The 26246-nt window shown below is 45.6% G+C and carries 26 protein-coding genes; 15 read left to right on the forward strand and 11 right to left on the reverse strand.

Annotated features, from left to right (window positions below):
• Nucleotides 1–240: 240 nt before the first annotated feature.
• From potA to GYK50_RS11470, 6 genes are all read left to right on the forward strand, one after another.
• Entirely contained in the window at nt 241–1482 is a 1242-nt protein-coding gene (potA, locus tag GYK50_RS11445) for a spermidine/putrescine ABC transporter ATP-binding protein PotA (protein ID WP_093067429.1), read from the forward strand.
• Nucleotides 1482–2360 carry a spermidine/putrescine ABC transporter permease PotB gene (gene potB, locus GYK50_RS11450; RefSeq protein ID WP_212563978.1) on the forward strand — a complete coding sequence of 293 codons (879 nt, stop codon included), beginning with the start codon at nt 1482–1484 and terminating at the stop codon, nt 2358–2360. Before potA ends, potB begins: the two co-directional genes overlap by 1 nt.
• Complete coding sequence (gene potC / locus GYK50_RS11455) at nt 2360–3148, forward strand: spermidine/putrescine ABC transporter permease PotC (RefSeq protein ID WP_212563979.1); 789 nt, start codon at nt 2360–2362, stop codon at nt 3146–3148. The genes potB and potC overlap by 1 nt, the downstream gene beginning before the upstream one ends.
• 91 nt (nt 3149–3239) lie before the next feature.
• Entirely contained in the window at nt 3240–4130 is an 891-nt protein-coding gene (locus tag GYK50_RS11460) for a LysR family transcriptional regulator (protein WP_093067420.1), read from the forward strand.
• Between the two features lie 226 nt (nt 4131–4356).
• Nucleotides 4357–4809: a PH domain-containing protein gene (locus GYK50_RS11465; protein ID WP_093067414.1), complete on the forward strand. Its 453-nt coding sequence runs from the start codon at nt 4357–4359 to the stop codon at nt 4807–4809.
• 285 nt (nt 4810–5094) lie between these two features.
• On the forward strand, nt 5095–5430 hold the full coding sequence (locus tag GYK50_RS11470) for a DUF2247 family protein (RefSeq protein WP_212563980.1): 336 nt from the start codon (nt 5095–5097) through the stop codon (nt 5428–5430).
• A 200-nt stretch (nt 5431–5630) separates the two neighbouring features.
• Here GYK50_RS11470 and crcB read toward each other — a convergent pair whose 3' ends face one another.
• The 4 genes from crcB to GYK50_RS11490 all read right to left on the reverse strand — a co-directional run bounded on the left by crcB (nt 5631) and on the right by GYK50_RS11490 (nt 8264).
• Nucleotides 5631–6002, reverse strand: a complete 372-nt coding sequence (gene crcB, locus GYK50_RS11475) for a fluoride efflux transporter CrcB (protein WP_071002415.1) — start codon at nt 6000–6002, stop codon at nt 5631–5633.
• Nucleotides 6003–6046: 44 nt separating this feature from the next.
• The gene (gene tsaD / locus GYK50_RS11480) at nt 6047–7084 is read right to left on the reverse strand and encodes a tRNA (adenosine(37)-N6)-threonylcarbamoyltransferase complex transferase subunit TsaD (protein WP_071002416.1); all 1038 of its coding nucleotides are present in this window, start codon (nt 7082–7084) and stop codon (nt 6047–6049) included.
• A 221-nt stretch (nt 7085–7305) separates the two neighbouring features.
• The gene (locus GYK50_RS11485; protein WP_071002417.1) at nt 7306–7809 is read right to left on the reverse strand and encodes a c-type cytochrome; all 504 of its coding nucleotides are present in this window, start codon (nt 7807–7809) and stop codon (nt 7306–7308) included.
• A gap of 89 nt (nt 7810–7898) precedes the next feature.
• On the reverse strand, nt 7899–8264 hold the full coding sequence (locus GYK50_RS11490; RefSeq protein ID WP_071002418.1) for a hypothetical protein: 366 nt from the start codon (nt 8262–8264) through the stop codon (nt 7899–7901).
• 369 nt (nt 8265–8633) lie between these two features.
• On the opposite strand from GYK50_RS11490, the gene rpsU reads away from it, so the two are divergent.
• Nucleotides 8634–8849, forward strand: a complete 216-nt coding sequence (gene rpsU / locus GYK50_RS11495) for a 30S ribosomal protein S21 (RefSeq protein WP_010195908.1) — start codon at nt 8634–8636, stop codon at nt 8847–8849.
• A gap of 206 nt (nt 8850–9055) precedes the next feature.
• The gene (locus tag GYK50_RS11500; RefSeq protein WP_058025631.1) at nt 9056–9505 is read left to right on the forward strand and encodes a GatB/YqeY domain-containing protein; all 450 of its coding nucleotides are present in this window, start codon (nt 9056–9058) and stop codon (nt 9503–9505) included.
• Nucleotides 9506–9609: 104 nt separating this feature from the next.
• On the opposite strand, the gene GYK50_RS11505 is transcribed toward GYK50_RS11500, so the two are convergent.
• Complete coding sequence (locus GYK50_RS11505) at nt 9610–11304, reverse strand: M48 family metalloprotease (protein WP_420070462.1); 1695 nt, start codon at nt 11302–11304, stop codon at nt 9610–9612.
• A gap of 320 nt (nt 11305–11624) precedes the next feature.
• Between GYK50_RS11505 and GYK50_RS11510 the strand changes: the two genes are divergently transcribed.
• From GYK50_RS11510 to thiS, 4 genes are all read left to right on the forward strand, one after another.
• Nucleotides 11625–12092 (forward strand): sulfurtransferase TusA family protein, encoded by a 468-nt coding sequence (locus GYK50_RS11510; RefSeq protein ID WP_071002420.1) that lies wholly within the window; start codon nt 11625–11627, stop codon nt 12090–12092.
• A 241-nt stretch (nt 12093–12333) separates the two neighbouring features.
• Nucleotides 12334–13197, forward strand: a complete 864-nt coding sequence (gene rpoH, locus GYK50_RS11515; protein ID WP_201587611.1) for an RNA polymerase sigma factor RpoH — start codon at nt 12334–12336, stop codon at nt 13195–13197.
• 24 nt (nt 13198–13221) lie between these two features.
• A complete protein-coding gene (locus GYK50_RS11520) occupies nt 13222–13596 on the forward strand; it encodes a DUF423 domain-containing protein (protein ID WP_212563981.1) in 375 nt (124 codons plus the stop codon).
• Nucleotides 13597–13744: 148 nt separating this feature from the next.
• A complete protein-coding gene (gene thiS, locus GYK50_RS11525) occupies nt 13745–13945 on the forward strand; it encodes a sulfur carrier protein ThiS (protein ID WP_058025626.1) in 201 nt (66 codons plus the stop codon).
• A 228-nt stretch (nt 13946–14173) separates the two neighbouring features.
• On the opposite strand, the gene hpf is transcribed toward thiS, so the two are convergent.
• Complete coding sequence (gene hpf / locus GYK50_RS11530; protein WP_071002423.1) at nt 14174–14554, reverse strand: ribosome hibernation-promoting factor, HPF/YfiA family; 381 nt, start codon at nt 14552–14554, stop codon at nt 14174–14176.
• A 359-nt stretch (nt 14555–14913) separates the two neighbouring features.
• Nucleotides 14914–16560 (reverse strand): RNA polymerase factor sigma-54, encoded by a 1647-nt coding sequence (gene rpoN, locus GYK50_RS11535; protein ID WP_212563982.1) that lies wholly within the window; start codon nt 16558–16560, stop codon nt 14914–14916.
• Between the two features lie 298 nt (nt 16561–16858).
• On the opposite strand from rpoN, the gene GYK50_RS11540 reads away from it, so the two are divergent.
• A complete protein-coding gene (locus GYK50_RS11540) occupies nt 16859–17758 on the forward strand; it encodes a nitrilase-related carbon-nitrogen hydrolase (protein WP_286707871.1) in 900 nt (299 codons plus the stop codon).
• A 42-nt stretch (nt 17759–17800) separates the two neighbouring features.
• Here the strand turns inward: GYK50_RS11540 and GYK50_RS11545 are convergent, their stop codons facing one another.
• From GYK50_RS11545 to lptM, 4 genes are all read right to left on the reverse strand, one after another.
• Nucleotides 17801–18820, reverse strand: coding sequence for a tyrosine recombinase XerC (locus tag GYK50_RS11545; protein ID WP_286707870.1), 1020 nt, complete (start codon nt 18818–18820; stop codon nt 17801–17803).
• 52 nt (nt 18821–18872) lie between these two features.
• Nucleotides 18873–19760 (reverse strand): diaminopimelate epimerase, encoded by an 888-nt coding sequence (gene dapF, locus GYK50_RS11550; RefSeq protein WP_093067369.1) that lies wholly within the window; start codon nt 19758–19760, stop codon nt 18873–18875.
• Nucleotides 19761–19973: 213 nt separating this feature from the next.
• Nucleotides 19974–21350, reverse strand: a complete 1377-nt coding sequence (lysA, locus tag GYK50_RS11555) for a diaminopimelate decarboxylase (protein WP_212563984.1) — start codon at nt 21348–21350, stop codon at nt 19974–19976.
• 46 nt (nt 21351–21396) lie between these two features.
• A complete protein-coding gene (lptM, locus tag GYK50_RS11560; protein ID WP_071002432.1) occupies nt 21397–21711 on the reverse strand; it encodes an LPS translocon maturation chaperone LptM in 315 nt (104 codons plus the stop codon).
• A gap of 722 nt (nt 21712–22433) precedes the next feature.
• Here lptM and GYK50_RS11565 point away from each other — a divergent pair.
• Both GYK50_RS11565 and pta read left to right on the forward strand, forming a co-directional pair.
• Nucleotides 22434–23666 (forward strand): acetate/propionate family kinase, encoded by a 1233-nt coding sequence (locus tag GYK50_RS11565; RefSeq protein ID WP_186475215.1) that lies wholly within the window; start codon nt 22434–22436, stop codon nt 23664–23666.
• 134 nt (nt 23667–23800) lie between these two features.
• On the forward strand, nt 23801–25948 hold the full coding sequence (pta, locus tag GYK50_RS11570; RefSeq protein ID WP_212563985.1) for a phosphate acetyltransferase: 2148 nt from the start codon (nt 23801–23803) through the stop codon (nt 25946–25948).
• Nucleotides 25949–26246 lie beyond the last annotated feature (298 nt).

The following is a 26246-nucleotide window of genomic DNA, read 5'->3' on the forward strand; positions in this document are numbered from 1 at the left end:
CTTATAACTGTAAAAATATAGCCGTAACCATCGCTGCTATGACGGTACGACTCGCGTAACTTATAACGAACTTGCACTGATTTATATCACGGGTTTGTTATAATACGCAGCAATCAGACAGCTATCAGGCAGCAATCAAATCGTGCTTACGCTCTTGCCAGTTTTTTGATGACATCGAGATACCTTGATGGCTGCATTGATTTACTGCTCTGATCTATTTGACGCTTAGGAACAGATATTATGACCGACCCATCGCCAAGCACGCACAAAACCTCTGCGTCACCTCAAAATGACAAGACGTTGCTGCAATTAAATGGTATCAAAAAAACCTACGATCAAACTGAAGTGTTAAAAGACATCAACCTTGATATCAAGCACGGCGAGTTTTTGACACTGCTTGGGCCCTCAGGCTGTGGTAAGACAACCTTGCTGCGCTTGATTGCAGGTTTTGAGCAGCCCAATGCGGGGACAATCTATCTAGATGGCGTACAGATGGCAGGCTTATCCGCTGATAAACGTCCGGTCAATACGGTATTTCAGCAGTACGCATTGTTTCCACATATGAGCGTCGCCCAAAATGTCGCGTATGGATTAAAGCTAAAAAAAGTGCCAAAAGCTGAGATTCAAGCTCGCGTCAGCGAGATGCTGGCTATGGTGCAGTTGGAGCATTTGGCCAATCGCAAACCGCAGGATTTATCTGGTGGGCAGCAGCAGCGCGTGGCGATCGCCCGTGCGGTGATCAATCGCCCCAAGCTATTACTACTCGATGAGCCACTATCCGCGCTTGATCACAAACTACGTTTGCAAATGCAATCAGAGCTCAAGCGTCTACAACGTGAGCTGGGCATTACCTTTGTATTTGTCACGCATGATCAAGAAGAAGCGCTGTCGATGTCAGACCGCATTGCCGTGATGAAAGACGGCATGTTCCAGCAAATTGGCACGCCTATTGAGATTTATGAGACTCCTGCCAACTTGTTTACTGCCAAGTTTATCGGCGAGACCAATCTGTTTAGAGCTGAGGTCAAGGGTGTCTATCCAGACCTTCCAGATCGTGATGGCAACGTGACCAATGGACGCATCGAAGTTGAAGTCTGTGAGGCTCAAGCGCAAGAAGGGCCAACAACGCTACGTAACTTGCGTCGACCCAATTTTGCCAATGATGTACAAGTGGGCGATATCGTCAATTTACTACTTCGTCCCGAAGACTTACGCATATATGATCCAAAAGATAATGAGCATAGCGGACTACTGGGGCGCGTCATCGAAAGTAATTATAAAGGCAGTACGTTAGACTCGATTATTGAATTGGCAAATGGCCATATCATTAAGGCCTCTGAGTTTTTTGATGAAGACGACCCAAGCTTTGATTACAAACTCAACGAAGGCGTCAAAGTCTCATGGGTAGATGGCTGGGAGTGGGTATTGCCAGAAGACGCTGACCATACAAACAAGGCGACTGTACAAAAGGATGGTAGCTGATGGCCCGCAACCACTTAGGCAGCAAAAGTCCGTTTCGTACGGCAACGCTCTGGCTGATCTGGGGTTGGCTACTGATATTTGCGCTATTACCAAATATATTGGTCATCGCGGTCAGTTTTTTAACCCGAGATAGCAGCGCCTTTATTAGCTTACCTATCAATATTGACAGCTATGTGCGCATGGTTGATCCGTTGTATTTTGAGGTGTTCGTTCATTCATTGTGGATGGCAGGTATCACGACGGTTATCTGTCTACTGCTGGGCTATCCTTTTGCTTGGATCATCTCCAAGGTAAAAGTGCGATGGCAGCCGTTACTGATGCTACTGTTAATACTACCTTTTTGGACCAACTCTCTGGTACGCACCTATGCGTTAAAGCTGCTCTTCGCGAATAATGGCTTGATTAATAAGTCACTGCTGGCAATCGGTGCCATTGATGCTCCTATCGATATTTTATATACGCAAGGCGCGGTCATTGCTGGTCTAACTTACTTATTATTTCCATTTATGGTATTACCGCTATATGCCGTGTTTACCGATTTACGCAATGACATGCTATTGGCTTCTCAGGATTTGGGTGCATCAAAAACACAGACCTTTTGGCATGTGGTACTACCACTGACGACGCCAGGGATTATCTCTGGCGTACTGCTCGTGCTGTTGCCTGCGATGGGTATGTTTTATGTGGCGGATATTTTGGGCGGCTCTCGCAACCTACTCGTCGGTAATATCATCAAAAACCAATTCTTAGACGCCCGTGACTGGCCGTTTGGTGCTGCTGCTAGCGTTTTATTGACAGTGGCAATGGCGGTATTATTACTGGCTTATCGCGCCAGTAGTCGCCGCATTGGCAAGACTGATTTTAACGAGGTGGCCTAATGTCTTATTCACGTAAGCTCAAGATTGGCAGGATCGCGGCTAAAGGCTATCTCGGACTCATTTATACTTTGTTATATCTACCCATCATTGTTTTGGTGGTGATGTCATTTAACAAATCAAAAATTGGCTATAACTGGGGCGGCTTTAGCTTAAAGTGGTACGAATCACTGTTTAACAACCAAGCGATGCTCGATGCGTTTTGGCATTCTATTGTCTTGGGGCTAGTCGCGGCTACCGTTTCCACTCTTATAGGGACGCTCACTGCCCTCGCCTTACATCGCTATAACTTTCGCGGTAAAGGCTTACTAAACGGGCTGCTGTTTGTGCTGATGATGTCACCTGAGATTGTGCTGGCTATCTCACTACTGGCACTGTTTTTATTGATAGGCTTACAGCTAGGCTTTGTGTCTTTACTGATAGCGCATATCACTTTTTGCCTGCCGTTCGTGGTCATTACTGTTTTTGCGCGTCTGAGCAGCTTAGATGAGCGCTTGATGGAAGCGGCGCGCGATTTGGGCGCATCTGAGTCGACGATGATACGTACGGTATTGATCCCCGTTATCTTGCCTGCGGTCATGGCAGGTTGGTTACTCGCCTTTACCTTGTCGCTTGATGACGTGGTGGTATCGACCTTTGTCACAGGGCCTAGTTATGAGATTTTACCGCTGCGTATTTATTCGATGGTGCGGGTAGGCCTCAAACCAGAAGTCAATGCGATAGGTACGTTATTGCTGGTCGCCTCGCTAGTATTGGTGGTCATCTCACAGTTGTTGTTACGCAAGCGCTAGCAGCAATCACTCATTGACAACATCTATGAGTGAAAATCAACACAGTATCCACTATAATGAGTTTTTCTCACTTTAGCGGTTAGGTCTTATCATGCTTGAGCTTCGTCATCTTAATACCTTAACTGCGCTACGGGCGCATGGTTCACTTGCGGCAGCGGCCGATGAGCTACATGTCACGGCGTCTGCAGTCTCGCATCAGCTCAAAGAGCTAGAAAACTACTACGACGTCAGCCTCGTCAATCGCCGCACGCGCCCGCTTAGCTTTACACCAGCGGGCAAGGCCGTGCTAGCCTTAGCGGATAATATCATGCCGCAAGTCACGCGTACCAAAAACGATCTAAAGCGCTTGGCACATGGTCAAGCGGGCAGGTTACGACTGGCATCAGAGTGTCACAGCTGCTTTGATTGGCTCATGCCGATACTCAATCACTATCGCCGTGAATGGTCAGATGTCGAGCTTGATTTTGCCACGGGCTTTGAGCCTGAGCCGCATCATCTCTTGATGGAAGGTGATATCGATTTGCTTATCACCACCAGTGATTTACCGCTCGACGGTATTAGCTATCAGCCATTGTTTGAGTATGAGAGTCGCTTGGTGCTGTCACCAACGCATGATTTAGCGACGCAAGAATTTATTGAACCAGATGATTTGACCAACGAGACATTGATTGCCTATCCGGTAGAAGCCAAACGCCTCGATATCATTGCCAATTTTATGACGCCAAGCGATGTAAGCTTTGCCGATATTCGCACCACGGAGCTGACCGCAATGCTGATTCAGCTGGTCGCCAGTGAACGTGGCGTAGCGGCATTGCCTGATTGGGTGGTGGCGGAGTATGAGAAAAAAGGCTGGGTAGTCTCGCGACCATTAGGTGATGGCGTGTATTGTCAGCTTTATGCCGCAACGCGCACGTCGAGTCAAGATACGGCGTATATGCAGGGTTTTGCGAGTTTACTTGATGGAATTGTGAAGCCATTGTAGTTTCATTACTAATTACTTTTTTATAGTGATGAAATATTATTCACCTTTTCATATCGTAATGAATGTTATGGTAAATAATGGTTCCCTAGTGAGGACTTGAACACTAGGCTGTAGGCTACTGGTATCAATGTTTTATCTCGCTGAAACAGTCACAATGTACTTCATGGTGTACATGAACTGAGCTTTTCGAATATAAAATTAACTAAGGGCTTTCTGCTAATAAATTATGATAAATACTGTATTTGCATCAAAGATCGATCTCTGGTTAGCTTTTTTAATATTAGGTTTTAGCTTATTACTCATTTTGGTGCCTGTAGGAGAATGGATATACAACAATAGTTCAATTAAAAGAACAATATTTATTAGTCTTTTTACCATGCCAGGTGCAATATTACTCTTATTAATATTTTTCAGCGTAAAGTACAGTTTGTCAGATGACGAACTGTTAGTGAATTATGGTTTTTCTACTCGAAGCATTTCATTGAAAGATATTACCCAAATCACTCCTACCAACAGTACGTTATCTGCTCCAGCACTGTCCTTAGATAGGATTGAGATAATATATAAAGGGGGTAGCATAGTGATATCACCAAAAGACAAAGATGGGTTTTATCATGCAATACAAGAACGTGTTCCTGCATTAAAGAATGATGGTAATGATGGATTAATAAAGAATTAATAAAGAATTAATAAAGAATTAGCCTATAGTTCGGTGCGCTATACAGGCATCGCACTGGCAGCCGTAACCAGTATCATTCAAGATATAGAGAAACTAAACGTGAAAAATATTAGTATTCCATTTTCTTTTTTAAAAGAAAACGATATTGTCTTATCTGAGAAGGAAGTCGATTTTGCTATCAGTCGCAAGATAATAGATTTACAAGACTTAGGAAAGATAGTTGACGTTTCCCTAATTAACTACCCTGACAGTAAATACTTACTTTAAATTGCTCTTGATATTTTATTGAACGGCAGCTATCTGAACCCTCATGTTCAATATTTAGAGATAGATGACAGTGGTGTAAGTAGAGAGAATGGCACCATAACTATAGATGATGAACGTGTAAATGATAGATTGCGATATATTATCTTACTTTGGTTATTTAAGAACAGACTTAACAGTGATGCTGACTTTAATAAGGTAAACAGCGTTTATGATGATTTTGGCTATCCTTCTGATATGGTAGGGTTTATCAGTTATATGCCTACTAAAGAAAGTGGCGATAAAGGAAGGAGCAACCTAATATATAATCACTGGCAGAGCTATCTAGAGACGTATAGCTATCTGTTAAAAACCTGACACTGTCATATTGACACAAACTATGCCGTCAAAACTAGAGATATAACCTAGTTACCTAGTCATCTTGTAATGTTGCGGTATACCCCAGCGGAACCAGTCATTATGCCCTCTAGACTCATTAACAGACCATTTAAAACAGACTGTATTTCGATAACCACTTAAATCAGACCACTCAATAAGCAGGTGATATCGATACAAGCTCAAAGTACGCACTTAAAAAAATAAAACCCAAGCGCGGTTGCTAATAATGTCAAGCCAACATGCAAACCAACGAGCGCTAAGCCTGCTAGCAGCCGCCCATCATGAATAAAACCAAATACTTCTGCACTAAACGTACTAAAGGTAGTTAACCCGCCCAAAAATCCGGTAATCACAAACACGCGCACATGATCAGATAAGTTGCTACCCATACGCTCGAACCACACCAGCGCAAGGCCAATCAGCAGGCCGCCCAAGACATTTGCGCCAAGCGTGCCAAGTGGTATCCAATGATGCAGTGGATTAAAGCGCGCTAAATAGCCACGTAAACATGCGCCTAATGCTGCTCCTAAGCCGATTGCTAGCCACTGCATAGACTGTCCTTAGTTCAAATAGGTTTGGTGGACAAAAGGCTCAATTATACGGCTGGCAACTCTGTCATTGGCCAGCGCGGAATACAGCTAACCGCCAGATCATCAGATTGCCCAGCTTGCAGGCGCTCAAATCCGGCATAAGCAATCATCGCACCATTGTCCGTACACAGCGCGGGCGGTGCATAGTGGACCGTTGCATTGATCTTAGCCAGCTCTGCCTCTAGCATCTCGCGCAGATGTATGTTGGCACTGACGCCGCCTGCAATGACCAGACGGCTCATACCTGCTTGCTTGAGTGCTTTGACGCATTTTTTTACTAGCGTATCGACCACTGCATATTGGAAGCTCGCGGCGATATCCGCGCGAATGTGCGGATCACTATCAGAGCCAGCAGTGTCTTTAATCAGGTTATGTACCGCTGTTTTCATACCACTAAACGAAAAGTCCAAACCTCGATGTAGCATCGGTCTTGGCAGTGCGTAAGCATCAGGGTTGCCAGCTTCTGCCAGTTTGGCAACATTAGGCCCACCGGGATAAGGTAAGCCTAGCATCTTAGCCACTTTATCAAAGCACTCACCCGCCGCGTCATCGATCGACTCACCCAAGATTTCATACTGTCCCACACCATGAGCGGCTATAAGTAACGTGTGACCACCAGAGACCAACAGCGAAACAAAAGGAAAAGCGGGCGGATTGGCACCCATAAGCGGCGCGAGCAAATGCCCTTCCATATGATGAATACCAATGGCAGGAATATCCAAACCATACGCCAGACTGCGGCCAAATAATGCGCCGGTCATCAACGCACCGATCAGCCCTGGCCCTTTAGTATAGGCAATCGCATCGATGTCGTTTTTACTCATATCACACTGCTCAAGCAGCTCGTTGAGTAAGGGCACGAGCTTACGAATATGATCACGACTGGCAAGCTCAGGTACAACGCCGCCATAGAGCGCATGTAGCTCAATCTGTGAGTACAGTACTTGCCCGACCAACCCTTGATTGTCATTATTGATCTGCTCGCTATCAAAGATCGCCAGCCCAGTTTCATCACAAGACGTCTCTAAACCCAATACCTTCATACTTTTGCCTTTATGCTTTTGTTTTCGGACTATTTTTTGCCGCGTTTTTATTGTATATCGCTTTAAAATTTTGAATAGCGAATCAAATCCGCTTCGCACAGCCAGTCATGTTGTTAAAATCGATAGTAATAGAAAACGCGCATAAAAAAACCGCCATTGTAAGTCACAATGACGGTCAGTTTAACAAATTTCAATGACTGGTATACTCTATATATACTATATCAGCTTACTGACGCGAGCATATAATCAACAGCGGCTTTGACTTGTGCCTCACTGACACCATTTACCGCTTGTGCTGGCATTTTATTAAAGCCCTTAGCGGAGTGCATGTATAGAGTCTCTTTATCTTTGGTCAGACGAGTCGCCCAAGCGGCTGTGTCACCATATTTCGGTGCATTCAATAAACCCGCTGTATGGCAGACTTTACAGTTTGACTCGTAAAGTTTAGCACCAGCATCTGCAGCGAGCACTTCAGGCTCAGCGACAACAGCAGTCTTTTCTTCAACCACCATGTCGGTAGTCTCAGATTCAGCCATAGGCTCAGGCACCGTAGTTTCAGATTCTGTTGCAACTGTTTCTTCAACACTCGTAGCAGCAGGTTCGTTGGCTGCGCTGGACGCTTCCGTAGTCGCGTTATCACTACTACAAGCGCTCAATACTAATAACGCACTTAGACTGATAACAGATAAACTCAGTCTTTTTATATGCTGCTGTATATCGATCATGACCTTACCTTTATTTGATGCGTCTGTGGCCAAATTTTTTGTAGCAGTTCATAGACTCACAATATTATATTACGAGTCTAATTAAAAGCTTATTCAGCAGGTGTTGCCATATCGGCGCTGTCAGTGGCAGCAGGCGCAGCCGCAGTATCAGCACTCTCTGTGGCTGGGGTTGTCGCGTCTGCCATGCTTGTATCCGCCGTACCTGCTTCAGCAGTGGCATCAGCTTCTGTCCCATCTGCAGCTGTTGCATCCGCCGCTGGCATCGGTGCCGCCTCTGGAAACTCCATGTCTTCTGCTTCAGGGGCGTTTGCGCGTGCCAGCTCAGCCGCTTCATCTACCATATCGATCGCCAATACTTCTTCGTGCTCTTCGCCGCCGCTACAAGCACTCACGCCCGCACCCAAAGCTACGATAAAAGCTGTGCTCAACGCTGTGTTTAATACTGTTTTTTTCATTCCAACATCCTCAATAAAATACGCACAAAACGGTTCATAGACCCTACAATATGGGAAATATCATAGCATAAACTCCCACTAAACCGTTATAGACCGTAGGGATTTTTTATTAACACTAAACTTTGTGCTCTAACTCACCTAAAACCTGACAGCTCAGCCTCGATACATTTTAAACAAAGTATAAATAGACAATAAACTGTTAAAATCATTGACTTTGTTGATATTTTTTATTAAAATACCTGCCCTTGCGCCAATGCGTGAGAATTGTCCTAGTTTGAGCTGATGCCTGTAATCTTGAGATATTACGGCTAAATACTAATACACAGCCAAACTAATGCCCTTATATCTCATCCTAATCGAGGAGTCTTCATGCCTGCAGTTAAGGTTAAAGAAAACGAACCAGTTGATATCGCTATCCGTCGTTTCAAGCGCGCTTGTGAAAAAGCTGGTGTATTATCAGACGTACGTAAGCGTGAGTTTTATGAAAAACCAACGCAAGTACGTAAGCGCAAAAAAGCAGCTGCCGTAAAGCGTTATAAGAAGAAGTTACAACGCGAAACTATTCGTACTACTCGTATGTACTAATCAATGATCTGATTAGTTAAGTACCAGTGCTACACTAACGCCACTGTTATCCATCGATATCAGTGGCGTTTTTTATGCTACAATTTTCGTTGTTACTGCTGACGCAATTTTTTATCAAAGCCCGCTCTCAGCAGGTTTTACCCCAAAAAAACTTATTAAACAGTACCCAACAAATAGCATTTAACAAACGAATAAGGATAATAGCAGTGAGCCAACTTAAACAGACGTTATCAGACAACATCAAAACTTCTATGAAAGCTCGTGAGCTTGAGCGTGTCAAAATACTGCGTAACGTACAATCAGTCGTCAAACAAATTGAGATCGATCGTCAGACAGAGCTTGATGACGCGCAAGTATTAGAAGTGCTACAAAAGCAGCTCAAACAACGTCAAGAGTCGCTCACTATTTTTACTGAAAATGGTCGTGATGATTTGGCGGCCAAAGAACAGTTTGAAATTGATATTATCAATGAGTTTATGCCGCAGCAAATGAATCAAGATGAAATCATGGCATTGGTCAACGCGGAAATCGCAGAGCAAGGTGCCACTTCTATGCGTGATATGGGCAGCGTGATGGGTGTACTGAAAAACAAGACCGCTGGTCGTGCTGATCCTGCGTTGATCTCTAAAATGGTTAAAGATGCGCTACAAGGCTAATTTTTCATTTTGGGTAGCAAGCCGGCATATGAGCTGCTACTACTGAAAATGATGTTGTCAAGCGCACCTGTTGTTGTACGAAAAACTGACTATTTACAAACCGCCTAAGGCTCAAAGTCTTTGGCGGTTTTTATTGCTTTGATTTCTGCGTTGATATTGGCTAGCAATGGGCGCGCACTACTGCTTTGTGCTGTGGCTTGCAGGTTTTCAGTCAATTGCTTGGCCTGCGTCAGTGATGTCAACGCACTCTCATAGCGCCCATTCCAAAGTTGATCATAACTGCGATAACGCAATGCGTTGATCGTTGCAATATTAGCCAGTTGTGGTGACGTTGCGGTTTTAGCGAGCTTTTCATTAGCAAGCTGCAAACTTTGCCATGCATAGCGATCGCTTGGTTGTTGCTCTGTGAGTGGTTTTAGCAGTACTTGTGCCCTTAATGGCTGATTGCTATTGGTCAGTGCTTCCGCCAAATACAGACGCAAGTCACGGCGCTCAGGATACAGACGCTGCTGACTCTCTAAAATATCTGCAGCTTGTTGCCATCTGCCTTGTTCACTTAAAAGCTGGCTATGAGTAATCGATAGTAAAGGTTCTAGGCTTTGACGCTGCGTATTTGGGAGTTTATTAATCTGTGCCAATACCTCATTAGCCTCTTTGATGCGCTGCTGTTCTCCGTACCAACTCACTAAGGCAAGTTTGGCACCCAGACTATTTTTAGCAGCGGTTGTGAGCGTCACTTCAGAAGCATGTTTGCCAGTAACTTGTACACGCCAATAGAGCAAATCAAACAAGGCTTGATGGCGCTGCTGCTGGCTCAATGACAGTGTGGGATACTGCCCAGCACGGCTCTGCGATTCACTCAGTCGCTCATCACTGAGCGGGTGCGAGCGCACAAAGCTTGGTAAAAAGCGATTTTCAACCTGATTGAGCTGGCTTTGTTGATTCATCGTGGCAAAAAACCGTGGCATTGCCCGAGGGTCATAGCCTGCCTGAATCATGATTTGCATCCCTACTCGGTCGGCCTCGCGCTCGTTGTTACGGCTAAAAGCCATGCTGCTATTCATAGAAGCTGTCTGGCTACCCGCCATTACAGCCGCCGCCGCATCACCATCGACTGCTGATGCGGCAATCGCAGCCAACATACCGCCTACTTGCATCAGTAAGGCTTTTTTGCGCTCGTCTGCGCTGTGCTCATAGTGACGTTGACTGATGTGCGCGACTTCATGGGCGATGACACTTGCCAGCTCATCCATACTTTTGGCGGCCAATATCGTCCCTGTATTGATCCCGATGACTCCACCAGGTGCCGCAAAAGCATTGATGCCGGGATTATCAAGAATAACTAAGCCAAGTGGTGCTTGCTGACGGGCTTGCGCATTCAATCGCCATGTCATGTCTTTTACCGTTTCTTGCACCCAAGGGTCGTGCTCCATTTTGACCCGACCATTGATGTTCTGTAATGACCACTCACCCAGCATTTTATTTTGATACTGCTCAGCAAAGCTCAGTCCTTGCCCGCGCAAATTGGGTAGCTCTAACGATTGTGACTCTACTGTTTGCCATGAATGATTGGCAAATGGCATAGCTTGGCTATCATCACCATCCTTGCTATGAGCACTTGTAGCAATTACCAGAAATGTCACTGACAGTCCGATTTTGATACTATTTGAAAAAGATAAAACCACAGAGTTGCGGCTATCTGTTTGCCCAAATAGTTTAGATAGCGAGCTTTCCGACAGCTTATTCATCGAATGGCTGGTGGCTTTAATAAGTCGTGGCGGTCTATTAGCGTGGTACAAATTCGTATCCTATCAGATTGTTGACGACGTCTTTTCGACTATACGAGCTTGTTTGTATAAGGTCAATTCTACTATGTGCTTAGCTACCAATCACTCAGCCACCCGTCACGATTGTGCAACATGACTGTGTGATTCTAATGAACCGAACATGGCGTTGATTATATTCAAATGCAATTATACATCGGCTATTTGGTATAATGGTTAAACACAATAATAGTAAGCTCATGGTTGCCGTAAATAGATTGACGATATTCAAAAATAATTGTTAGAGCCTTTTTTGATAAAGAAACCGAAATACTGATACTTGTAAGGTTTGTATTATGTCCGCTGATAGCCAATTACCCATCAAACGTGCATCACACTCTATTTACTTATCAGCGAGCTTATCCGATCCAGAACAGCAAGAGATCAATCATCTGTTAGACTTGTTGCCAGTAGAGAATGGTGGCCCAGATGTTGGCACTGAGACGAAAATAGATGAAGAGCAACCTTTACTAAATATCAAGCGTTTCGTCGACGGTCGCGGGCTTGCATGCCCAATGCCACTGCTGAAAACCAAGGTTGCGTTACGCGATGTAGCCGCTGGTGACTCATTATATGTGGTCGCGACGGATCCCAACTCACAAGCTGATATCACAGCGTTTTGTCGTCAGAGTCAGCAAACACAAACGGGCGACTACTTAGCGTTAATCGTCAACGAAGTTACTGATTTGTCAGGCAATAGCACATCATTGCAGCGTTTCGCTACAATATATCACTTCATCATTACCAAAACTGATAGCAACTAAACGCTGCTGTCCTTTACAATTACAACTATAGAGATTTTTATCTGACTATTTGCTTAACTATTTAACCAAGGTCAAGAATATGGCTACTACTACTTCTGATGCTGCGAATGCGAATAAAAAAGACAGCACAGCTCCTATAAAAAACGATGCGCGCGATGCGGCACTAAAAGCCGCAGCTCAGCGCCCACCTTATGATGCCAGTACATTAGGCAATACCAGTACGCGCGATTTGGTGCCAGCAATGCCAACCCATTTGGCAGCGCCGGGGGTTAATCTGGGCGCCTACATCAATACTGTGCATCAAATTCCGATCTTAACGCCTGTACAAGAGCAAGAATTGGCCCATCGCTATTATGATGAGGGCGATGTTGAGGCAGCGCGTCTGCTGGTGATGTCGCATCTGCGCTTTGTCATTCATATTGCACGTAGCTACTCAGGTTATGGTTTGCCTCAAGCCGACTTAATTCAAGAAGGCAATTTGGGATTAATGAAGGCGGTCAAACGGTTTGATCCGAATAAAGGCGTGCGCTTAGTGTCTTTTGCCGTACATTGGATCAAAGCTGAAATTCACGAATTTGTCATCCGTAACTGGCGTATCGTAAAAGTCGCGACCACCAAAGCACATCGCAAGTTATTCTTTAATTTACGTAGTTTAAAGAAAACCAATAATCAGCTCACGCTAGAAGAAGCAGACGCGATTGCCAAAGATTTGAATGTCACGCGCAAGCAAGTGCTCGAGATGGAGTCGCGTCTGACCTCTTATGACGCCTCATTTGAAGCGCAATCCAGCGACGATGATGACGGTCGCTATGCACCGCAGCTGTTTTTGGAAGATGGCATTGACCCAGCTGAGCAGCTAGAAGAAGAAGACTGGGAAGAAAATAACTCGTCTGCCCTCATCGCGGCTATGGGGACATTAGACGATCGCTCACGTGATATCGTCGAGCAGCGCTGGCTCTCTGAGCAAAAATCCACTTTGCACGAGCTGGCCGCAGTTTACTCTATATCCGCTGAACGCGTCCGTCAGATCGAAAAAAACGCGATGGACAAAATCCGCGATGCCATGACCATTGATAGCGTGATTTTACCTGATGATATTCAATAGCATCAAAAAAAGACGAGTGTTGTCATGTTAAATTGGATCGGTATTGCCGCGATTAATATGGCCATCGCTGTCGCTTTGGGTGCATTTGGTGCGCATGGTTTGAAGGGCGTCGTAAATGTGCAACAACTTGAATGGTGGCATACTGCGACGCTGTATTTGTTCATACATGCGCTGGGTCTATTAGTTGTGGGATTACTGATACGCTTAAAATATACCACTCAAGCTACGGCTTGGTTATTGCAAACCGGTATTATTATATTTGCCGGTAGTCTATATGCCATGACGCTTGGAGCACCGCGCTGGTTTGGCGCGATTACGCCCATTGGCGGGGTTCTTATGATTGCAGGTTGGTTATGGCTTGCTATCTCTACATTTCGACTTGAGAACTCAATGGATTAATCCATTTTACTCATACCTGCCGAAGATTGATTGATATTATGAGTATAGATACAAATAGTCGCCTATAAGATTCAAAGCACCTATATTGCGACTAATACTTATAGGACCGTTACTACAAGGAATCTCAAATTATTAAGGAGGATTTTATATGAGCACCATTAGTGTTAATGGTAAAAACTTACAAACCACTCATCAGACAGTGCAATTAGTCATCAATGAACTTGGACTCAGTCAAGGACGCTATGCCGTTGAAGTAGATGGTGAGCTAACACCAAAGAGTGAGCTGGCTCAATTGCGTATTGTAGAAGGTATGAATATAGAAGTCGTACAGGCTGTGGGCGGAGGCTAATTTTTTATATTTCAGTCTGTCATTAGTTTTTATTAATTATGAACTCTTAACCGCATCATTAGAGACGTACTAAAAAAGACCTCAACGTGTCAAACGTTCGAGGTCTTTTTTCTTTTATAGATCACCAATGAATGAAATAGCTGTTTGTCAAATTTCTTATTTTTTAGCTCGTTCAGACGCTCTTGATGATCTGATTACCCACTTAATCAACGTTATTCAAACCTATGATTAAGCTGCTGGTACTGCTTCAGCAGGCGTGGTGTCTTGATAGCGCTCATCACGCCCAGCACCCTGAGTCTTTTTGCGCTCTTGACGGGTCTTGTACTTACGTACTTGTCTATCAAGTTTGTCTGCCATCTCATTAATGGCTTTATACATATCATCTTCTAAGGCTTGGACAAACATTTCTTGACCTGAGACGCGCATAATTGCTTCAGCTTTATGACTTTTTTTACCGCCATCACTTGCGCCACTATTGTCTAACGATAATATCACTTTAATACTCTGTATCTGATCAAAGTGTCGCTCTACTTTTTCAAGCTTTTCACGAACTGCTGTGTCCATAGCTTCGGTAACACTGATATGGTGACCACTGATAGAAACATTCATATTATTGTCCTTGTATTTGTAACTTACATTCAACAGATGAAGTCGCATTCCTGCTCTTATCATCCTGCCTTACCAATAATTTATCTAATGCCTCTAGTAAGATTTCGACGTATCCCTTTATCGTCTCCTTTATTCATTACAAGTAAATACTATAGATTGGCACTTAGATTTCGTTGTTGGTATGACTCTAATTTGTCATGAAAGAGGGATAGTAGCAAGACGTTAAATTGTAATTAAGTGTAACAATAGCTGTTGTTTCCATCATGTTTCTATATAATCAAAAAATTTTATTTTTTATATCTTGCCACAGAAATATCAATGATTACTCAAAATTGTTGCACATGGCTGTATTTAAACGATTAATACTTCTGTTTGCGCTGAGTAGATGAGCCAATATTCATGGCTTCACGATATTTGGCAACAGTTCTTCTGGCAATATCGATACCGTCTGCCAATAATTCTTTTTGAATACGGCTATCCGATAGCGGTTTTTTGGGATCTTCATCAGCGATGAGCTTTTTAATCATGGCACTGATGGCCGTTGATGAGATATCGCCATCCGAACTGCTGACGTGAGAAGAAAAAAAGTGCTTTAGTGAAAATAGTCCTTGCGGTGTCAAAATCGTCTTACTGGTCGTGAGACGTGAAACGGTGGACTCGTGTAGATTTACTTCTTCTGCGATTGCCTTTAGAATAAGGGGCTGCATGGCCGTCGCACCGTGCTGCAAAAACTCCTGCTGATAACGCACAATGCTAGTGGCTACCTTTAATAGGTTTTGATTGCGCTCCTCAATACTGCGGATAAAGAGGCGCGCATCGGTGAGGTTTTCACGCAGGTATTGATTATCAGGACTGTCATCACCGCGTTTGACTAAATTGGCATATTCTTGGTTTACTCGCAGCTTCGGCAAGGTGTCAGGATTGAGGCGTACATGCCAACCGTCTTCTAATGCCTCAGTATTGGCAGTGGCTTTACGACTCCTAATGGGTGTGACTAATACATCTGGAATGTCGTAACTGTCGGGCTGCTGGGTATAATCAGGCTGGTTGATCTGAAAGAGTAATCCGGGTGAAGGGTTTAAGGTGCGCAGTAAGTTAAGCGCAGGGGTGATGTTCTCAGGGGCAAGGCCTGTCCGTTCAGTCAGCGCTTTGATATTGTTACTCACCAAAAGCTCGCCGGCTGTTAGCAGCGCTTTTGCTTCTTTGAGATATGCAGTATTGGCGTCTAGCTTGGATAACTGAATCGCTAGGCACTCACTCAAATGACGTGCGCCAACGCCAATCGGATCGCAAGATTGGATCATACGCAATACGGCCATGACCTCGTCGTACTCAACGCGTTCATCCCACTGATAAAAGTTGGCCATGGTATCAAAGCTCTGTAGCAGCTCATCGATATCAATTCGTATGAATCCCATGTCATCCATAGAGTCCATCAAATACTCTGCAATCAGGGTGTCCGCTTCTGATAGGCGCTTAAAGTTGAGCTGCCAACGTACGTGATCTTGGATAGTCGACGAAGTACCGCCCTGATAACTATCAAAATCCTCATCCGCTCTACTGCTACCAGAACCTGTGGAGGCAGAAGCATAGTTACCTGTATCAAAGCTGCTAGCATCGAAGCTATCAGTGTCAAAACTGCTATCACTATCCATCGCTCCATCATCAATACTAGATTGCTGCAGTTTCTCCCAGCTGTCAGTGCTATCGTCACCATAGTCTGTATGGTTATCAGATCCTGCGCTAGATGCGTCACTGCTGCTTTGGTTCCAGCTATCAAGTGTTAATGACTCGCTCAGCTCATCTGCTCTATCGTCACGGTTAGTCTCGTACTCGTCATCATCCTCTTCGATACGTTCAAGCAGCGGATTACTATCCAGTTTGGCTTGAACCTCTTGTGCAAGCTCAAGACTAGAGAGCTGCAGCAATTTAATGGCTTGCTGCATTTGCGGTGTCAGTTTTTGTGAGGTACTTAGCGTGCTCGCCAATCCGAATGACATACTCATGGGCGGCTTATTACACTCCAGTCTTGGTCATATTGTATTTATTTTGCCAATTAAGGCGATGATGTCACCTTAACAGAACATGACGATAGCATTTTTTATCACAATTTTGCTACGTTAATTTATATCCTATCCAGATACGATTGGTATGTTTGTGATACAAATTTAGCATGTTTGCCTTAATAACCAACCGATAACTATGAATGGTTTGTTCAGCGTCATCAACATTTTATAATAAAAAACGTCATAAAAAATTGTCATGAGCAGCCATCAAGACTTACCCGTCACGGAGAATATTGTCATGACTGACACAACAATGCCCTCTCAATTTAGCACAGCTGCCATTCAAATGAACAGCCAGCAAGACATCGATAGCAATTTAGCGAATATAAAAGCGGCGATCATTGATGCTAAATCGCAAGGTGCTGAACTCGTTGTCGTACCTGAAAACTGCTGTAGCATGGGCCAGCAGTTTGCGACTGCAGAGCGTTTTGACGCGCTATCAGCGACGATGGCAGAGTATGCCCGCACTCATAATATATATCTACTGGCAGGCTCACTGCCTTGCCCTTATCGGCCTGATGGCATGGTCGTTCCTGATGGTCGGCTGCGCCAAGTCAGTCAATTGTTTGCGCCAGACGGGTCGCGAGTGGCACGATACGATAAAATTCATCTGTTCACCGCGACCGTGGCCGACAAGCAAGGCAGCTACAATGAAGCGGCGACGTTTGAGCCGGGCACGCAGACCGTGGTTGCGCCTCTTGAGTCAGAAGGCGCTGTCTATCAGTTGGGTATGATGGTCTGTTTTGATTTGCGCTTTCCTGCTCTAGCGCAGCGCTTACGTCAAGCAGGTGCTGATATATTAAGCGCACCATCTGCTTTTACTTATCTAACGGGACAGGCGCATTGGTCGCTATTGTTACAGGCACGTGCTTTGGACAGTCAGTGCATGGTGATCGGTGCAGCACAGGGCGGCGATCATGCATATAAAGATGGCAATACTCGCCAGACGTGGGGACATACTACCATTACTGCTTTTGATGGCAGCGTTATTGCGAGCCATGATAGCAGTGAGCTAAATCTGTCTACGACATCTCACATAGATAAAGGATACGCCATCGTCATGGCATCATTAGACAAGCAAGCTCAAGCGCAAGGTCGACAGAAATTACCTATCTTTGATTGTCATCGTTTGGCATAACTTAAGAAGTAACATAGATTGCTTAAACCGTAGATTACTCAATTAGGTAGGACTTTCATCATTTTGAGTGTGGGTGGCTCGTGGATGGGCGCGATCATAGACTTGTGTTAATTTGGCAAAATCAACGTGGGTGTAAATTTGCGTGGTACTGATATCGCTATGTCCTAACATCTCCTGCACGGCACGCAAGTCACCACTACCTGACAGCATGTGTGAGGCAAAGCAATGACGCAGTAGATGTGGATACATGTTTTGCGCAATACCTGCGCGAGTCGCCGCAACTTTTAGACGCTGCTGTACTGCTCGCGTCGATAGTCTGGTGCCGAGTTTTTCGCTAATGAACAAGGCGCTGTCCATCTGTTCGACCCATAGATTGCGATGCGGTAGATAGCGTGTTATCGCTTCTGCTGCTTTTGTGCCTAATGGCACTAAGCGGGTTTTATTACCCTTACCAGTGACTCGCACCCGCAAATCCGACAAGTCCACATCTGCTATATCAAGTGCGACCAGCTCGCCGACACGTAGACCACTACTATAGAGCAGCTCAAACATGGCTTTATCACGCAACCACAAGCGCGCCTGCTCTGGCGTATCAGGGATTTGTTGATCGAGTAACTGCGTCAATAAATCCACATCAGCGATAGAGGGTAATGGTCTAGGGCTACGCTTGAGCTGATAGCCGGTCGTTGGATTAATACGCGCCAAATCCTCCTCTATGAGCCAACCATAAAAATGCCGAATCGCTGACAGCTCTTGCTGAACGCTAGCAAGCGCAAGCTTGTCTTCATCGAGACGCTGACTAATATGCTGAGCCAGTTGGCGCTTATCACAACGCGTCCACGTCAGACGCTTACCGCGTAAGAACAGTGCCAGTTGGTTTAAGCCAGCAAAATAAGCGGTCAGCGTATGCGGCGAGTGATTACGCACAGACAGCGTATTGAGCCAACGATGGACAGGTGCTAATAACGCTCGTAGCGCGGCATCTGACTCTATATTCGCCGCCAGCTCAGCTGATAGCCAAGGTGCCGTTTGCGTTGTCTGACCGTCTTGATGAGTGGACATAACCATATCAGAAGCACCCATGTTATTGATATCATTTTTCTAACGACAGATATCAGCCTTCAGAACTTGGCTTAATACCTGCTTGCGCCATCAAACCATCTGGACTAAAGACTCCTTCATAAACAAAAGCAGTCGGACCTGTCATCATAACTGAATAGCCTGGCTGCCACTTGATGATCAAGCTGCCACCATAGAGCTGCGCGCGCACCTCTTCGCCTTCATCGAGCCAGCCCTCTCTTATACCGACTGCAACTGCTGCACAGGCGCCCGTGCCGCAAGCTTGCGTCTCGCCCACGCCGCGCTCATACACACGCAGACGAATATGACGCTGGTTCATCACTTGCATAAAGCCCACGTTGACGCGATCTGGGAACGCTGGATGGGACTCAATGGCCTTGCCTAACGTCTCAACCTCAGCGTCAAGCACGTCATCAACTTTGATAACGGCATGTGGGTTGCCCATATTAGCGACATATAGCTGTACAGGTGTGCCATTGACATCGAGGTGATAAGTGTTTTGGATTTTGGTCGTGGCTCTTGGGCTAAAGGGAATCTCATTTGGCTCAAACTTGGGCTTACCCATATCAACCTCTACCCAACCAAACCGATCAGTGGTCAAAGAGATAATGCCGCTCGCCGTCTCAACCCGTAGCCGCTGCTTAAATGACAGTTTACGTGCTTGCACAAAACGGGCGAAACAGCGCGCACCATTGCCGCATTGCTCCACCTCGGTGCCATCGGTGTTAAAAATACGGTAACTAAAATCAACATCGGGGCGCATCGGTGGCTCGACCACAAGCAGTTGATCAAAGCCAATACCTAGGTGGCGATCTCCCAATAACGCTACCAACTCCTTGCTCAAATCTAAGCGCTGGGTCACCAAATCGATAACCATAAAATCATTGCCCAGCCCATGCATTTTAGTAAATTCTATTAGCATATCTTTGATGTCCTATCCTATTTTTATGTATGGCTTATATTAGCACGCTGTCAGATACAATCATAATTATCACCGCTATCAAATACTAACTTATCGTTATACCTCAAACTCGATATACCCCATTCGAGTTTGCCATAAAAAACCCACCGTTATTATCACGGTGGGTTTTATTTATTATGCAAAAACAGTGTCAGTGTTGGCGGGTTGGCGGCTTTATTTATCCTGCCACAGTATTTCGTCAGCATACAATACTTCAACCGTTTCACGTTTGCGGATGAGCTGATGGTTATTGCCTGATACCATCACTTCGCTGGCACGCGGACGCGAGTTGTAATTACTACTCATAGTAAAGCCATAAGCCCCTGCGCCCGTCACTGCCAAGACAGCTCCTGCCTCTAATGACAGTAAGCGGTCTTTTGCTAAAAAATCCCCTGTCTCACAAATCGCGCCAACGATGTCCCACGGCTTTGTACCATTTGTATCAATACCATCGCTCGGTAATGTACTTGGAATCACGGCCATTTCAGCTTGATATAAAGCAGGACGAATCAGGTCATTCATCGCAGCATCGACAATCGCAAAGTTCTTATGCTCAGTCGGCTTAAGTACATCGACTTGCGTCAATAGCACACCAGCATTGGCAACGATACTACGACCTGGCTCAAAGAATACGGTCAAACCAAGCTCGCTAAGCTTTGGTAATAAAGCCTCGGCAAACTCATCGATAGACACGGGCGTCTCATCAATATAACGCACGCCTAGACCGCCACCCAAATCAATATGACGCAGCTCAATACCATGATCGCGCAGGCTATGTATCAGCTCAATGACTTTATCTAGTGCGGCGACAAACGGCGCGACTTCCGTCAACTGCGAGCCAATGTGACAATCAATACCAACGATATCAATATGCGATAAATCCGCCGCTTGCTGATAGACCGCTAAGGCGTCTTCGTGGGTAATACCAAACTTGTTGTCTTTAAGACCTGTTGAGATATACGGATGCGTCTTGGCATCGACATTTGGATTGACGCGTAATGAGATTGGCGCACGTTTATTCAGTGCTGCCGCTACCTCGTTGATCAAGGTCAGCTCACTGATCGACTCGACGTTAAAGCAGCCAATACCTTGGGTCAGTGCGTATTCGATATCGCCGTAAGTTTTGCCAACACCTGAGAATACAACGCGCGACGCGGCGCCACCTGCAGCCAGTACGCGCATCAGCTCACCACGAGAGACGATATCAAACCCAGCGCCTGCCTGCGCAAGCACTCCAAGCACCGCAAGATTCGAGTTTGCTTTTACCGCGTAGCATACCTGATGATCGAGACTGGCAAAGCTATCGGTATAGGCTTGATAAACATCCAGTATCGCCTGCTTTGAGTAGACATAGCATGGCGTACCATATTGTTTTGCCAACTCATCAACACTAACCTGCTCCATATATAGCGCGTCGTCGCGATAGCTTAGCGCGGGCAGATGAGCGCTTAACGCTTTAGGATCAACATATAGACCGTGCTCAGTTTGGATAGTGACAGATTCGCCAGTAGCAACATCGGTTACGTCAGCAGGTAGTTCAGAATAACTCATATAAACATCTCTAATATAATCAGGGTATCAAGGGTAAGAATAAACATTAATAATCGTTAGGATCTGTACTCGGCTCGGGCAGTATTTGCTGTTCATCTAGATAGTCATTTTTTTGATAGGTATCATCATCAATACCAGCAAAAGCGGCATCTTGTGGATGGCTCGTACTATTTAGTACAGATGGGCTACCCTTTACCGTTTGGCTACTGGACTTTGGTAAGTACAAAGCGCCTTTTTGCCCGCAGCCTGACAACCCTACCATCATCGCACTGCCAATGACTAAAGTAATAATGGCGCGGCGACTGGCAAGTCTCCATAAGGCGATATACCCAGTTTCTGATGAGCGAAGTATAGTAGACATAGAGTGGATCACCTGTGAGCGTGTAGCGGTGTAAGTGCGATTAAAAATCGTAATAAATAAAGAGCGAAAAAGGCAGCCCAAAAATGGCCAATATCAAAGTTTTAATCATAGCATTATGACACAAAGCTGTACGCATACTGAACAGCATTGGTCAATAAATTTGGCTCATAGTGGGGATTGATTTGATGCTTTCATCATAATTTACTGACGGTGTCGCTTGATAATTTGCGCATAAAAACATGTCTGATAGGAATTTGGACAATATTTCTTACAATTTTTGATATTCATAAGGCAGCTCTACAACAGCCAATAACCAATGGCTAAAGTACCTAAGAGCCACTAGCTATAACAGATGTACCAATATTTTGAACGCTTGATAGACACCAATTTTAAACCTTACCATTATCGCGGTATAGCTACAAAAATATGTTACATTATACCGCGGTCTTACGGCTATGCTGAGGCTCAGGCCTACGATTCAGCGGTACTGCTATATAGTAATAAGATACAACCATCAGCCTCAGTATGACTAAGATCGATCATATACTTGTTTGATAGATCAGCATGGATATGGCTAATTTTGTGTTAAATACGATCAATCTATCATCACCTTAATATGAGCACGATGCGATGTCAGTGTCGTTTTTATCATAGTAATCTGACGATATGATGATTTTCGACCTAAAAAAACCCACCTATAAAAACCAATCTAAGGATAGAGTATGAGCGCCAGCCTAACCACCACTTTTGATGATAAGAACTCTGAAACATCAACCCTGACCAGCCCAACCTTGGTTTTAAACTGTGGCTCGTCTTCCATCAAATACGCGTTGATTAGTGATGACAACTCTACTCGTATCACCGGTCTTGCCGAAAACCTAGGTCTCGATACCGCCCGTATTAAACACACGACCTTAAAAGGTGAAAAACTTGAAATCTCTATTCCTGGTGGTCGCCATAAGCTGGCGCTACAAAAAATCCTTGAGCTACTAGAGCAGTACCACTTCATCGCCGTTGGGCACCGCGTGGTACATGGTGGCCGCGAATACTCCAAAGCCGTTCGCGTTGATGAGCATGCGTTAGAAGAAGTGAAGCGTCTCAAAATATTAGCTCCACTACACAACCCTGCAAACGCACTGGGTATCGAAGCGGTTCAGGCGATCTATCCTGATATGCCGCAAGTGGTAGTGTTTGACACCGCTTTTCACCAAACCATGCCGCCCGTTGCTTTTCGCTATGCGCTACCAAAATATCTATACGAAGAACATAAAATCCGTCGCTATGGCTTCCATGGCACATCACATGCTTACGTCTCAGAACGCACCAGCCAAATCACTGAGGCAAAAGGGCCACATGGCTGGCTAACAGCGCATTTGGGTAATGGTTGCTCAGCCGCCGCAGTATACGATGGCAAAAGTCTCGATACCAGCATGGGTCTGACCCCACTTGAGGGCCTTATGATGGGTACGCGTAGTGGCGATGTCGATCCTAGCTTGCACATGCACCTAAAGCGTCAGCTCGGTATGAGCTTAGAAGAGACCGACAAAATGCTTAATAATGACAGCGGTCTACTTGGTATCTCAGGACTGTCTAACGACTTGCGTACCATCGAGCAAGCAGCCAGTGAAGGTCACGAAGATGCCAAGCTCGCTATCGAGATGTTTTGCTATCGTGCTGGTAAATATCTGGCCAGCCTTAGCTGTGCGCTACCAGAGTTTACCGGTATTGTCTTTACTGGCGGTATCGGTGAAAACTCCGATATTACACGTACCAAAATCCTGGCAGTGATGCGTCATTTCGGTATCAAAATAGATGCTGACAAAAATGCCAGTTTGGTTCGTGGTAAAGAAGGCAGCTTCCACGCAGATGACAGCAGTATCGAGTTATGGGTCGTCCCAACTGATGAAGAGTGCCGTATTGCTCAAGAGACTCGTCAGGCATTGAATTTAATATAAGCGTGAGCGTGTTTGATACCCCATATCTATATAATTAACATTTGCTATAAGGCTATGGCGTACATACTCAGCACATTGCTCATTCTGCCAAGGATGAATTGAACTTAATAATAAAATAAACCGTAGGATACACTATGCAGACCATTTTACTTGTTCCCATTAGCCGCGGTATCGGTGTGACATCAGCCGCGCTTGGACTGATTCGCGCCTTTGATTATAACGGTATCAAAGCGGGCTTTATGAAGCCGTTTTTGCAAGACGATACACTAGATAAGCAGCACAGCTTAGACAGCTCAAGTGCATTGACCATGCATGCCTTTGGTCTAAAGCCGCCCAAATCGATCAGCCGTCAGCACGTCGAGCGGATGTTGGGCGATGGCAACCTTGATGATTTGATGGAAGAAGTGATTGCCAATTATCACACAATAGATGATGGCCCTGACGTCATCATCTGTGAAGGTCTGGTGCCGACCACTGAGACCTCTTACGCCTCACAAATCAACCGCGCCCTCGCCCATGCTTTAGATGCCAAGATCATATTTGTTGGTGCCGCTGATATCGGTCAACCAGCGGCGTTGGCGGACAAGCTTGATGTGCATGCGCGCGAGTTCGGCGGTGTCATGGATGCACGTACATTAGGCGTGATATTGATGCGGGTACAAGACGTGCCTAATACCTTTGAAAATCAACCAGTCGCTCCAGGTGAGGCCGTCGTCAGCTTAGATCCAACCTTTTTGCAAGAAGTGCAGCGTCTATCGCCTTCGTTCAATACCGACGCGTTTCGCCTCATTGGCGTGGTGCCCTTTAGCGATTCGTTGTCTGTACCGCGCACTTGGGACATTGCCACCGAGCTTGATGCCACTTGGCTTAACGTTGGTGAAGCAAAAACACGTCGTATCAATCGCATCAGTCTAACGGCGCGCTCAGTCGCTCGTGTCAATCAAGTGTTCAAACGTGGTACGTTGATGGTGGTCCCTGGTGACCGCGATGACTTGCTACTGGCCGCAGGATTGGCCTGTATCAATGGTATTCCGCTCGCAGGATTGGTCTTGACAGGTGGTATCCTACCAGGCGAGACCGTAACGGAGCTGTGGCAGTCGGCGCTCAAAACGGGCATCCCTATCATGAGCGTCGAGAGTGACAGCTATCAAACGGTACAGAGCCTTGTCCATATGAGCTCAGAGATTCCAAGTGATGACACTGAGCGTGCGGAAGAAGTAGCGCGTTATGTCGCTGCCCATTTGGATTTGAGCTGGATTAAGGAATACTTTAGCCGTAATCATGAACCGCGCTTGTCCCCATCGGCGTTTCGCCATCAGTTGGTCAAAAAATCACAGCACGCTAAAAAACGTATCGTATTGCCAGAAGGTTCTGAACCACGTACCGTCGAAGCAGCCTGTATCTGTCAGAGCCGCGGTATCGCTGATTGCGTACTGCTCGCAAAACGCAGCGATGTCGAACAAGTCGCCAAAAATCGCGATTTGACGTTGCCAGAAGGTCTAGAAATCATCGACCCTGACACCCTTGATATGAGCAAATATATCGCTGCTGTCGTTGAGCGCCGTAAAGGCAAGACTGGCGCAGACGTCGCCGCTGAATATCTAAAAGACACGGTATATCTTGGCACCATCATGCTCCAGCTCGATGAAGTCGATGGTCTGGTCTCAGGCGCGATTCACACAACTGCCAACACCGTACGCCCAGCGTTTCAATTAATCAAAACCGCGCCGCAGTACTCGCTCGTATCGTCCGTGTTCTTTATGCTGTTGCCTGAGCAAGTGGTTGTCTATGGTGACTGTGCGATCAATCCTGATCCGAATGCTGAAGAGTTGGCAGAAATTGCCATTCAATCGGCACAGTCTGCTGCTGCCTTTGGTATCGATCCAAAAGTCGCGATGATCAGCTATTCTACGGGCTCATCAGGCGCAGGCGCGGATGTCGAAAAAGTCGCTCGTGCCACCCAAATCGTCCGTGAGCGTGCGCCGAACCTCAAAGTCGACGGCCCACTACAATATGATGCCGCCTCGGTCATGAGTGTGGGTAAACAAAAAGCGCCTGACTCTCCTGTCGCAGGTCAAGCCAACGTCTTTATTTTCCCTGATCTCAATACTGGTAACACCACGTATAAAGCGGTGCAGCGTAGCGCCAATGTCATCAGCGTTGGACCGATGCTGCAAGGTTTGAATAAGCCAGTCAATGACTTATCGCGTGGCGCACTCGTTGATGATATCGTCTATACCATCGCCCTGACCGCTATCCAAGCGTATAGCGATTTGATTTAATCGCTATACGATTTGCCAATCAAAGTCTGTTATACCACCGACTATCATCATGATGGTCGGTTTTTTATTGGTGCTGTGGTGGTATAGTCAAAGTATCTCAAAAACGATACGGTACTGCCAATATCAATTTTTGCAGCCTCTGTCTGCGCAAGCACAGCAAGCAAAAAAATTGATTTAACAGTGCATAATGTAGCGGTATTAATTTTCACTGACTATAGGTGGTGATAGATAGTGATGACAGATACTCGCCCGCCCTCTACAATAGCGCTATGATTCAGTTAATATAAAAAGGTTAGCT

This window comes from Psychrobacter pacificensis (assembly GCF_018336615.1).
GTDB classification, from domain to species: domain Bacteria; phylum Pseudomonadota; class Gammaproteobacteria; order Pseudomonadales; family Moraxellaceae; genus Psychrobacter; species Psychrobacter pacificensis.